We start from the raw sequence: 10523 nt of genomic DNA, 5'->3' as shown, positions 1-10523 counted from the left end.
TGCCGAAGTTGTTTCAAATTCCGCTTTTGCCGTCACGGCTGCGGCTCAGGGTCCGCTACACCGTTCGGTATAAGAAAACCCCTTTCCCGGTCCAACCTCAAACGTACGGGGTTTACCGAAACCTTACCTCCCTAAATATAGTTTTAATGAGATAACTGGAAAAAAACTGGCAGTTGCCAGAAACTATGCCGGGGTCACGGCTTACCGAGCGCGACTCCTTGCGCTCCGGAAGTAATTTATATGAAAGTCGCCACGAAGCGGAGTCCTTGCCATGCCGGAGTGATGCCTTTCATTGTTTCGTTGTGGCTGGCCAATATGGTCCAGCCATGCTGGTTAGTCGCTTCAGCGATAGATGTCTTTACGGTGCCCGACCTTGACCACCCATACTGTAAGCTCGTTGTCCTGGATGGAATATACTATGCGGTATCGACCTTGGCGCAGGCGATATCTTTCCTGGCCTGTCAGCTTTTCACAACCCTGCGGACGAGGGTCCTCTGCAAGCCCTTCAATCCGTTTGATGATTCTTATCAGCTCTTTTTTGGGAATGGCCTTAAGGTCTTTCTCAACTGACTTCTTGAAAAAGATGCTATATGCGGCCATTCTTTTTCAACCTTTTCACCATTTCATCATAACTGATCAGGGGCTCACCCTTTCTCTCATCAAAAGCGGCAAGATCTTCGGCATCCTCTGACAGAGCTTCCCGGACGGCTTGGTTAACAAGCTCGGTTATTGAGCGGGAAGTTTCCGCTGCTTTCAGCCGCAACGCCTTATGCAGATCCGGATCAAAATAAATAGTTGCCCGTTTCGTTTGCGTAGCCATAACATCACCTCCTTGAGTTGTTAAAACATTATAGCGTTGTGATGTTATGCTGTCAAACTGTCAGCCTGATACTGAGTTTTTTTTATGAAGAATTGCTGGGCGCTGTCAGGCCTGAACACTTTTATGTTGACGCGCGACACTAAAGCATGACATATTAATGTCGCTCTTTTTTGTCGCGCCTTGCCATGAGTAATGCGCAACTTTATTTTACGCAGTCCACTAAGGGGAAAGTGATCATGTCGCGTATCGTGCCAGCTGAAGAATTGGACCTTATCGAAGGGGTGATTGCAGAGCATCCCGAAGGTATTGGGATTTCGGCGCTGGAGAGAACACTGGCCCACCGTTTGCCGAAAATCCTTAATCGGCGCACCTTGCAACGCCGCCTGGCACACCTGGTGGCAGACAGGCGTATCACGACCGAAGGCGAAAGCATCGCCCTGGTTTACAAGCGCGGCCCCAGCGTGGTCATCACTGCGGAGCCTTTAGGCGTGGAGCCTTCAATCGGGGGCGAAGCAGAAATTTACGTCCCGGTTTCGCCGGAAGGCGGCATTATCCGCGACCAGGTGCGGCAACCGTTGATGCGGCGCAAACCGGTGGGGTATCAGCGTGCATTTCTGGAAGAGTACGAGCCGGGCGTCACCTTCTATCTCTCCGAGTCCCTGCGTGCCGATCTTCACGAGATCGGACGCACCCCGGACGCTGAAGGTCCGGCCGGCACCTATGCCCGTGAAATCGCCAACCGGTTGCTGATTGATCTGTCCTGGGCCTCTTCCCGCCTGGAGGGGAACACTTACAACCGCCTCGACACCCGGAACCTGATTGAATTCGGTCAGGCGGCAGCGGGGAAAGACGCCCGGGAAACCCAGATGATCCTGAATCACAAGGCAGCCATTGAAATGCTCATCCAAGAGGCGGATCAGATCGGGTTCAATCTTTTTACCTTTCAGAACCTGCACGCCATCCTGTCGGAGAACCTGCTCCGAGACGAGGACGCCTGCGGGCGGCTGCGCCGCAGACCGGTGGATATTTCCGGCTCGGTCTTCCATCCACTGGCCATGCCCCAGGTCCTGGAAGATTGTTTCCGCCTGCTGCTGCTGAAAGCCACCGCCATTCCCGACCCATTCGAACAGGCCTTTTTCGTGATGGTGCAGTTGCCCTATCTACAGCCCTTTGAGGATGTCAACAAGCGGGTCTCCCGCCTGGGAGCGAACATTCCGCTCTTTCGCCACAACCTTTGCCCCCTGTCTTTCATCGATGTACCAGAACAGGCCTATATTGACGGTACTCTGGGCGTATATGAATTCAATCAGGTTGATCTGCTGCGGGATGTGTTTATCTGGGCCTACGAGCGATCGTGCCAGCGCTACCTGGCGATTACCCGGACACCGGCCGATCCCGACCCCCTGCGCATCCGTTACCGGGAACAATTGATCAAGGCCGTGCAGGCAATCGTCCGGGGCCGCAAGATTCCATCCGCGAAGAACATTCAGCAACTGGCGGATGAACTGGTGCCGGAACATGACCGGGAGGTTTTCGCCAAAATGGCGCTGAATGCCTTGCAGCTTCTGCACGAGGGCAGCGTGGCCAGGTACCGGCTGAAATTGTCCGAATTCCAGGAGTGGAAGCCGATCCGGGATAACCAATAACAGCTTAAGGCACCCGCAATCCGGTAAACTCCAACCATATCAGCGTTTACAGGGTGCCGGAGATGCAAGGCATCGGCAGGTGAGCTATACATCGGTATGCGAACCTGCCGATAACGAAGCAGGTAAGCGAGCCTGCAAGACTCCGGGTTCGGTACCCTGTGATCGCTTACGATCCGGGACCGGCAGCATACTGCTACTTGATTGGCGTCAATAAACCAGGAAATCCGGTCGCCGGCCGGCAGAAAGAAGAAGCTGCGTGTTTGCAGAAACGAAGAAATCGGTTACGAAATCAATCAGGAAAAACAGATTTTGAATCATGATGTTTGCGAGTGAAGACTAACCAGCATGGCTGAACCAAACTTTATGGCCGCAGCCACAACCAACAATGAAAATCTCCCCGGACCGGTCGCTTGCCGGAATATCTCAACTGGTTCGTACAAGAGGACGGCCAATGAAAAAAGGGTCAGCAGGAAAACCTGCTGACCCTTTGAAATTCATGGAGCCGGCGATGGGAATTGAACCCGCGACCTACTGATTACGAATCAGTTGCTCTACCCCTGAGCTACGCCGGCTGACACAGGCCGCAGGCGGGCTGCGCCCGGCCTGCGAATATGTGGTTCTGCTAGTATCAATTTTGTGGTAAAGTGTCAAGGTCTGCATGTATTGATACCCTTTTTTGCCATGCCGCCGGCCACCGCTTCGGTGTTGCCCCTACAATGTCCCAGGTCTGATCCGAGTCCGCGAAAAAAATGAAGAAAACATCCTGTTGCATCCTGTTGATCATGTTCTTTATCGTCTCCCTGCTCGGGGGCTGCGGCCCGAAGAGTATCCCACCGGGGCCGTCCAAGAGGCCGCCCTCTTCGGCCGTGCCCGGCACCCAGCGCCCCTACCGGATCAACGGCAAGACCTATTATCCCCTGCCCTCGGCCGACGGCTTTACCCAGACCGGAATCGCCTCCTGGTACGGCGCCAAATTCCATGGCCGCAAGACGGCCAACGGCGAGACCTACAACATGTACGGCAAGACCGCGGCCCACAAGACCCTGCCGATGAACACCTACCTGCTGGTCAAGAACCTGAGAAACGGCCGGGAGACCGTGGTCCGGGTCAACGACCGGGGGCCCTTTGTCAGGGGCCGGATCATTGATCTCACCAAGAGCGGGGCCCAGGCCCTTGGCATAATCAAGAGCGGCACTGCCCGGGTGCGGATCGTGGCCCTGGGAGAGGCGGTCAACTACGGCACCGGGAAGAAAAAAATCAAGCGCTTCCTGCCGCACCAGAATTTCCAGCGCGGCGACTTCTACGTCCAGATCGGTTCCTTCAGCCAAAGGGCCAATGCGGTAACCCTGAGCAATAAAATGTCTGCCTGGGGCCGCCAGGCAGTGATCCGGACCTTTGACCGCGGCGACCGGATCTTCTACCGGGTCCAGGTCCGGGCCGGCGCCACCTTGACCGAGGCCCGGCACCTGGAAAAATCACTGGAAGCGGCCGGCCTGCCCGGCTTTGTCGTGGCCCGGTAACCTCCCCCCGCGCCAGCGCCGGAAAAAATACAGCCCCGGGCTTGCCTTTCTGTTAGGAATGATTACTATTCTTTCCAGCGTCCTTTTAGCCGCACCGGCCTGGGGGTTACGCCCGACCCCGACCCGAAACAGTTCCCCAATGATCAACGATTAATTATAAGGAGCTTACCGATGATCAGTACGACACGCTGCAGATCACACGACCTGAAATATCTCCCCTTCTTCCTGGTTGCCGCCCTGCTCGCCGTGATGATACCCCGGCTGGCGGCCGCCCAGCTGGTGCCGGACAGTTTCGCCGATCTGGCCGAAGAGCTGGGGCCCACGGTGGTCAACATCTACACCACCCAGAGGGTCAAGGTATCCATGCCCGAGCAGTTCATGTTCCCGGACATGGACAGGCTGCCCGAACAGTTCCGTCAATTTTTCAATTTCCCCAGCCCCCGTGGTCAAAAAAACGGCCAGCCCCGGGAATTCGAGCGGAGCAGCCTCGGCTCCGGGGTGATCACCTCGGCTGACGGCTATATTCTCACCAACAACCATGTGGTCCAGGATGCGGACGAGATCAGCGTCATCCTGGCCAACTATGAGGAGCATAAGGCGAAAATCATCGGCCGTGACCCCAAGACCGACCTGGCCCTGATCAAGATCGAGCCGAACGATCCCCTCCCCTTTGTCACCATGGGCGACTCGGACAAGTTGCGGGTAGGCGACTGGGTGATGGCCATCGGCAACCCTTTTGGCCTGGAACAGACCGTGACCGCGGGGATTGTCAGCGCCAAGGGCCGCTCGATCAACCGGCAGACCTACGGCAATTTCATCCAGACCGACGCCTCCATCAACCCGGGCAACTCCGGTGGCCCGCTCTTTGATCTTAAGGGCAGGATGGTGGGCATCAACACTGCCATCTTCAGCCGCGGCGGCGGCAACATCGGCATCGGCTTTGCCATCCCGGTCAACATGGCCAGGAATGTAATGACCCAGCTCAAGGAACACGGCTCGGTCACCCGCGGCTGGCTCGGAGTGAGAATCCAGCAGGTATCCCCGGACCTGGCCAAAAAATTCGACATGAAGCGGCCCATCGGGGCCCTGGTCGGCGAACTGATCAAGGACAGCCCGGCGGACAAGGCCGGTATCAAACAGGGCGACGTCATCGTCAGCTTCAAGGGCAAGGAGATCAAGCAGATGAGTCTGCTGCCGGCAATAGTGGCCCAGACCACGGTGGGTGAAAGGGCCGAGGTGGTCGTTATCCGCAACGGCAAGAGAAAAAAGCTGACCGTAACCATCGGCAAGCTTGAGGAAGAACAGGTTGTTGGCGCCGGGTCACCGACCGCGCCGAGCCGGGAACTGGGTCTCACCGTTCAGCAGATCACCCCGGAGCTGGCCCGGTCCCTGGACATTGAAGAAAAAACCGGGCTGATCATCTCCGATGTAGCGCCTGGTTCACCGGCGGCAGAGGCCGGCCTGCACCGGGGCGAGATCATCCTGGAGGTGAACCGCACCCCGGTTGAATCGATCAAGGCATACACCAAGATGATGCGCAAGCGGAAGGACGGTGAAAGCATTCTGCTCCTGGTCAAACGTGACGGCCACACCCGCTACGTGGTGCTTAAGGACAAATAGAAACAACAAATAAAGAAAATATAAAAAAACCTGTCCGGGATATCCCGGACGGGTTTTTTATTGCCATTCCGGCATGGCGAGCACAGCGCTTGATAAGAACTTTCGTAACTGATCACGGGGCGTGTAACTCTGTGATATTACTACCCCAAACCTGTAAGTGACCACAGGTGCCGCAGATTTGCGCAGGTAAGCGGAGCGGAGCGGAGACTCCGAGCGCGACCGGCCGCTATAGCCCGCCTATGCGGGCAGGAACGATCGTGCGAAGATGGGGTGCCTGTGATCACTTACGAACTTTCAGATAAATGATGTGCGGAGAAAAGGAGGGGGGAAACCGGGGTTCAAAGCTCGACAAAATCCGGGTCATCTTCACTGGCCGTGACCTGCCAGTCCAGGTGATCCGGGTCAAGATCAGCGATCTTTTCCAGGTCCATTTTGAAATAGCGGCCACGGGCCGACACTGCAACGGTGTTGTCGGCCAGAATCAGTTCGCCCGACCCCTCGAATCCGCGCCTGGTCTCCCTGGTCAGCCGGGCAACGACCCTGAGTCCTTCATCCATGGGCACCGGCTGCTTGAAACGGGTGGATATTTCAATGGTCACCCCCCAGATCGCGCTCTCGGCATGGTGTTTCATCACCGCCCGGCCGATGGTCTCGTCAAGGATGGCCGTGGCGATCCCGCCGTGAAGCCGGCCCGGATAGCCCTGGTGCTCCGGGCGGGGACAAAAAAAAGCCAGCAGTTCGCCGCTCTCCAGCTCATAAAAAAAGGCCCGCAGTCCCGCCGGGTTCTCAAGACCGCAGACCAGACACATCCTGGAGTTGGGTTGTTTGGCAATCACCCGCAGGCGACGCCTCCCTGCTTTATCCGGACCCATGCCAGCCGGGTTACTCCGGGCAGCTGAGAGCGGGCCGCAGGGTCGAGACAATGGCCTTCCGTTCAGCCTCCCAGCCCTGGGGATCAAAGATACCCTTGGTGCTGTAGTCGGCCCCGCCGGCCAGGGTATGTTCATAGGCGCTCACCGAGCGGAAGGCAACGGCGTACATCGCATCGAGGATCCCCTCCACCGCCTCCCGGTCAAAGGAGCGGCAGGCCTCGCGATGGGGCGCGGCAACCGCGTCGCAATGGTCCTGGTTATTGACGAACCAGGAGTAGAGATTCTTTTTCACCTGCTCCACACAGGTGGTAAAGGTGATATTGACCGGATCGATATTTTTCCGGGCATAGTCGTCAAAGGACTCGGGATAGACCGCGGCGGCGTAAAAGGCATTGTAGACCACGTCCGACCCGGACGCGGCCATGGTGGCCCGGGCCGACCCCAGCAGTAGACAGCAGATAAGAATCAGAACAAGCCGTTTCATCACTCTCTCCTCTGTTTTTTTCAAAGTTCTCCTTGGCATCACCGCAGCTTAACCACTTCAACAATATCCTTTATCCCACCCTATCCCACAACGCAACCACGGAGTATCATTTTTTGTCGGCCAGGGACAATGGCGCGGCAAGGGTGGCGTCGGTGTTGCGCACCAGGGCGACAAAACGGTTGAGCAGGTCATGATCCTTGCGTCCGGGGGCATACTCCACCCCTGAATTGACATCCACGGCAAAGGGGCGCACCCGGTGGACGGCCTCGGCCACGTTGTCCGGATCAAGGCCACCGGCCAGGATCACCGGCCCTGGCGGAGCCACCTTTTCCACCAGGTCCCAGTCAAAAACCGCGCCAGTACCGCCGGCCACCCCTTGCCGGTAGGTATCAAGGAGAAACCCGGCAACCGCGCCTTCATAAGGGGCCAGATCCGCGGCCGTGGAATGGGGTCCGATCCGAAAGGATTTGACCACCCGGATGGAGAGGCCCCGGCAATACCCGGGCGACTCGGCCCCGTGCAGTTGGACCATGGTCAGTCTGCAGTACTGGATAATCTCCTCCACCTCCCGGAGGTCTTTGTCCACGAAAACCCCGACTGCATCGACCATCGGCGGCAGATACCGGATAATATCCCGGGCCAGGTCCGGCTCCACCCGGCGCGGGCTGTCGGCAAAGATAAAACCGAGGCTGTCCACCCCGGCGGCCACTGCTGCCGCGGCATCGGCCGGATCGGTTATTCCGCACACCTTGATCCGCGTCCGGATCACCACGCCTGTGTTGCTCTCCTTTTGCATAACCTTATTCCAGTAATGACCGCAGGGCCGCGCCCGGGTCCGGGGCCCGCATCAGGCTCTCCCCGATCAGAGCGGCGCAGACCTTTTCGGACCGCAGCCGCTGGATATCATTCCGGTCCCGGATACCGGACTCGCTCACCAGCGGGATTCCGGCCGGAAGCTGTTGTTTCAACCGGAAGGTGGTGCCAAGGTCCACGGTGAAATCACGCAGATCCCGGTTGTTGACCCCGATCAACCGGCTGCCGGCACCAAGGGCCTGCTCAAGCTCCGCCTCGTCGTGCACCTCCACCAGGACATCCATGCCCAACTCAACGGCCTGGGCCAGATACTCGGCCATCTGGTCCTGGTCCAGGATGGCCGCGATCAGGAGAATGGCGTCAGCGCCGTACAGGCCGGCCTCCTTGATCTGAATTTCGTCGATAATGAAGTCCTTGCGCAGCACCGGCAGGTCAACTACGTTCCGGACCAGCGGGATATAGGACAGATCGCCCTGGAAAAAATCCCGGTCGGTCAACACCGACATGGCCGTGGCGCCGCCCGCCTTGTAACTTGCGGCAATGGCCGCCGGGTCAAAGCCGGGCCTGATAACCCCTTTGGAGGGCGAGGCCTTTTTGGCCTCGGCAATCACCGCCAGGTCAACGGATTCGATCAAGGCCCGCTGGAAACCGCGGCACAGCGGTATTTCGCAGTCCGGGGCAACAAGCCCGGATCGGCGCAACTCGCCGACCTCCTCCTTTTTCCGGGCAACAATGGTATCGAGGATCATGCATCCCCCTGGGAAGAACCGAACGCCACCAGGGCCTCCAGCTTGGCCAGGGCCGCGCCCGAGGCAACCACCTGCCGGGCCCGAACCACCCCGGCCCTGAGATCAGCGACCTGGCCGGCGGCCATCAATGCGGCGCCGGCATTGAGCAGAACCATATCCAGCCTTGGCCCCTCAATGCCGGAGAGTACCTGGCGCAGTTGCTCCGCCGACTCGGCCGCAGTGGCTCCGCCCTTAAGCTCGGCCAGGGTGGCCCGCCCGAGCCCGGCTTCCTCGGGGGTAACCGTATAGGTGTTCACCGCACCGTCCTTCCATTCCGACACCTTGGTCTCCCCGGTCACGGTCAACTCGTCGAGATTACCCTCGCCGCAGACCACCAGGGCCCGCTGGCTGCCGAGCCGGCCCAGGACCTCGGCCAGTTTTTCGGTAAGTTCCGGGTCATAGACCCCCATCACCTGGACATTGGCCCCGGCCGGATTGGTCAGCGGGCCGAGCAGGTTGAACACGGTGCGGATACCGATCTCCCGGCGCGGCCCAATGGCATACTTCATTGCCCCGTGCAGCATGGGGGCGAAAAGAAAGCCGATCCCGATCTCTTGCACCGAGCGGCCCACCGTATCGGCATCAAGGTTGAGGTTGACCCCCAGGGCCTCGAGCACATCGGCGCTGCCGCAATGGCTGGAGATGCTCCGGTTGCCGTGCTTGGCCACCGGCAGCCCGGCGCCGGCCACCACAAAGGCGGTGGCCGTGGAAACGTTGAAGGTACCGGAACCGTCGCCGCCGGTGCCGCAGGTATCGACCAGCACCTCATGGTCGCCGCCATCCACCCGGGTCGCCTTTTCCCGCATCACCCGGGCCGCGCCGCTGATCTCCGCAATGGTCTCGCCCTTCATCCTGAGCCCGGTGATAAAGGCGCCGATCTGGGCCGGGGTGGCCTCGTTGCCCATGATTTCATTCATCACCCCCACCATCTCCTCTTCGCTGAGATCGGTATGGGTCACCACCTTGTTAATCGCTTCCCTGATCATCTTTACCCCCTTTTTTTTGTAACTGTTCAGCACTGCCGAACAGTCACCGGCCGGGGATCCGCACCTTTATGTCCCCCGGTGAACGCTTACTTTGTTTTTATTAACGCAACATGTCCGGATAGCCCGGATCAAGAAAGTTCTTGAGCAGATCCACCCCTTGCGGGGTCATGATCGATTCGGGGTGAAACTGCACCCCCTCAATGGCCAGTTGCCGGTGCCGGAGGCCCATCAACTCGCCGGTATCGGAGCGGGCGCTCACCTCCAGACAATCGGGCAGGGTTGCCTCCTCAACAATCAACGAATGATAGCGCATGGCATCGAACGGATTCTCAAGGCCGGTGAACACCCCGCGGCCGTCATGGGTGACCGGGCTGGTCTTGCCGTGCATCAACCGCTCGGCCCGGACCGTCCTGCCGCCAAAGGCCTCGCCCACCGACTGGTGCCCGAGACAGACCCCCAGGATCGGAATCCGGCCGCTGAAATAACGGATCGCCGCAATGGAGATTCCGGCCCGGGCCGGGGTGCAGGGACCGGGCGAGATCAGCAGCCGCTCCGGGTTCAAGGCGGCGATGAAATCAACATCCACCTTGTCGTTGCGAAACACCTCCACCCGGGCGCCGAGACCGCCGATGGCCTGGACGATGTTATAGGTGAACGAATCATAGTTGTCGATAATTACGATCATATCCTGACCCTGCGGAGTTGGACTCTGTACAGTACCCACCTGATGGGTGTAAGACCCTCTACATTTCGTAGGGATGTGGTCTCTGGTTCAACCTTTTTCGCCACCGCCACCTCTTTTATAAATTTTTCGCTCAGAGGGTCTAACCCTGCAAAGAAAGCTGGATAAGACCCTCTACATTTCGTAGGGATGTGGTCTCTGGTTCAACCTTTTTCGCCACCGCCACCTCTTTTATAAATTTTTCGCTCAGAGGGTCTAACCCTGCAAAGAAAGCTGGATAAGACCCTCTACA

Annotated in this window: 11 protein-coding genes and 1 tRNA gene; 3 read left to right on the top strand and 9 right to left on the bottom strand. The window is 58.5% G+C overall.

Features of this window, described 5'->3' with window-relative positions; translation table 11 throughout:
- Nucleotides 1–342: 342 nt before the first annotated feature.
- Both L3J03_11245 and L3J03_11240 read right to left on the bottom strand, forming a co-directional pair.
- Nucleotides 343–600, bottom strand: coding sequence for a type II toxin-antitoxin system RelE/ParE family toxin (locus tag L3J03_11245; protein MCF6291553.1), 258 nt, complete (start codon nucleotides 598–600; stop codon nucleotides 343–345).
- The gene (locus L3J03_11240) at nucleotides 587–820 is read right to left on the bottom strand and encodes a CopG family transcriptional regulator (GenBank protein ID MCF6291552.1); all 234 of its coding nucleotides are present in this window, start codon (nucleotides 818–820) and stop codon (nucleotides 587–589) included. Before L3J03_11240 ends, L3J03_11245 begins: the two co-directional genes overlap by 14 nt.
- A gap of 236 nt (nucleotides 821–1056) precedes the next feature.
- Between L3J03_11240 and L3J03_11235 the strand changes: the two genes are divergently transcribed.
- Nucleotides 1057–2466: a Fic family protein gene (locus tag L3J03_11235; GenBank protein MCF6291551.1), complete on the top strand. Its 1410-nt coding sequence runs from the start codon at nucleotides 1057–1059 to the stop codon at nucleotides 2464–2466.
- Between the two features lie 497 nt (nucleotides 2467–2963).
- On the opposite strand, the gene L3J03_11230 is transcribed toward L3J03_11235, so the two are convergent.
- Nucleotides 2964–3038, bottom strand: a tRNA-Thr gene (locus tag L3J03_11230).
- 177 nt (nucleotides 3039–3215) lie between these two features.
- Between L3J03_11230 and L3J03_11225 the strand changes: the two genes are divergently transcribed.
- Nucleotides 3216–3986, top strand: a complete 771-nt coding sequence (locus tag L3J03_11225; protein MCF6291550.1) for a septal ring lytic transglycosylase RlpA family protein — start codon at nucleotides 3216–3218, stop codon at nucleotides 3984–3986.
- A gap of 171 nt (nucleotides 3987–4157) precedes the next feature.
- Nucleotides 4158–5606 (top strand): DegQ family serine endoprotease, encoded by a 1449-nt coding sequence (locus L3J03_11220; GenBank protein MCF6291549.1) that lies wholly within the window; start codon nucleotides 4158–4160, stop codon nucleotides 5604–5606.
- Nucleotides 5607–5944: 338 nt separating this feature from the next.
- On the opposite strand, the gene L3J03_11215 is transcribed toward L3J03_11220, so the two are convergent.
- The 6 genes from L3J03_11215 to L3J03_11190 form a co-directional block, all read right to left on the bottom strand.
- Nucleotides 5945–6478: a PaaI family thioesterase gene (locus L3J03_11215; protein MCF6291548.1), complete on the bottom strand. Its 534-nt coding sequence runs from the start codon at nucleotides 6476–6478 to the stop codon at nucleotides 5945–5947.
- A gap of 10 nt (nucleotides 6479–6488) precedes the next feature.
- Nucleotides 6489–6962 (bottom strand): hypothetical protein, encoded by a 474-nt coding sequence (locus L3J03_11210; GenBank protein ID MCF6291547.1) that lies wholly within the window; start codon nucleotides 6960–6962, stop codon nucleotides 6489–6491.
- Nucleotides 6963–7068: 106 nt separating this feature from the next.
- The gene (locus tag L3J03_11205; GenBank protein ID MCF6291546.1) at nucleotides 7069–7758 is read right to left on the bottom strand and encodes a phosphoribosylanthranilate isomerase; all 690 of its coding nucleotides are present in this window, start codon (nucleotides 7756–7758) and stop codon (nucleotides 7069–7071) included.
- A gap of 4 nt (nucleotides 7759–7762) precedes the next feature.
- Nucleotides 7763–8524, bottom strand: a complete 762-nt coding sequence (gene trpC, locus L3J03_11200; protein ID MCF6291545.1) for an indole-3-glycerol phosphate synthase TrpC — start codon at nucleotides 8522–8524, stop codon at nucleotides 7763–7765.
- Complete coding sequence (gene trpD / locus L3J03_11195; GenBank protein ID MCF6291544.1) at nucleotides 8521–9549, bottom strand: anthranilate phosphoribosyltransferase; 1029 nt, start codon at nucleotides 9547–9549, stop codon at nucleotides 8521–8523. Before trpD ends, trpC begins: the two co-directional genes overlap by 4 nt.
- A gap of 100 nt (nucleotides 9550–9649) precedes the next feature.
- Nucleotides 9650–10234, bottom strand: a complete 585-nt coding sequence (locus L3J03_11190) for an aminodeoxychorismate/anthranilate synthase component II (protein MCF6291543.1) — start codon at nucleotides 10232–10234, stop codon at nucleotides 9650–9652.
- Nucleotides 10235–10523: the final 289 nt, after the last annotated feature.

Source organism: Desulfobacterales bacterium (assembly GCA_021647905.1).
Classification (GTDB): domain Bacteria; phylum Desulfobacterota; class Desulfobulbia; order Desulfobulbales; family BM004; genus JAKITW01.
Note: the sequence above shows the minus strand (reverse complement) of the source record. Positions and strands in the feature narration are given on the sequence as shown.

What these genes read in the sequence shown, in the direction of transcription:
- L3J03_11245 (MCF6291553.1), bottom strand. Translation starts at nt 600, where the DNA reads ATGGCCGCATATAGCATCTTTTTCAAGAAGTCAGTTGAGAAAGACCTT.
- L3J03_11240 (MCF6291552.1), bottom strand. Translation starts at nt 820, where the DNA reads ATGGCTACGCAAACGAAACGGGCAACTATTTATTTTGATCCGGATCTG.
- L3J03_11235 (MCF6291551.1), top strand. Translation starts at nt 1,057, where the DNA reads ATGTCGCGTATCGTGCCAGCTGAAGAATTGGACCTTATCGAAGGGGTG.
- L3J03_11225 (MCF6291550.1), top strand. Translation starts at nt 3,216, where the DNA reads ATGAAGAAAACATCCTGTTGCATCCTGTTGATCATGTTCTTTATCGTC.
- L3J03_11220 (MCF6291549.1), top strand. Translation starts at nt 4,158, where the DNA reads ATGATCAGTACGACACGCTGCAGATCACACGACCTGAAATATCTCCCC.
- L3J03_11215 (MCF6291548.1), bottom strand. Translation starts at nt 6,478, where the DNA reads ATGGGTCCGGATAAAGCAGGGAGGCGTCGCCTGCGGGTGATTGCCAAA.
- L3J03_11210 (MCF6291547.1), bottom strand. Translation starts at nt 6,962, where the DNA reads ATGAAACGGCTTGTTCTGATTCTTATCTGCTGTCTACTGCTGGGGTCG.
- L3J03_11205 (MCF6291546.1), bottom strand. Translation starts at nt 7,758, where the DNA reads ATGCAAAAGGAGAGCAACACAGGCGTGGTGATCCGGACGCGGATCAAG.
- trpC (MCF6291545.1), bottom strand. Translation starts at nt 8,524, where the DNA reads ATGATCCTCGATACCATTGTTGCCCGGAAAAAGGAGGAGGTCGGCGAG.
- trpD (MCF6291544.1), bottom strand. Translation starts at nt 9,549, where the DNA reads ATGATCAGGGAAGCGATTAACAAGGTGGTGACCCATACCGATCTCAGC.
- L3J03_11190 (MCF6291543.1), bottom strand. Translation starts at nt 10,234, where the DNA reads ATGATCGTAATTATCGACAACTATGATTCGTTCACCTATAACATCGTC.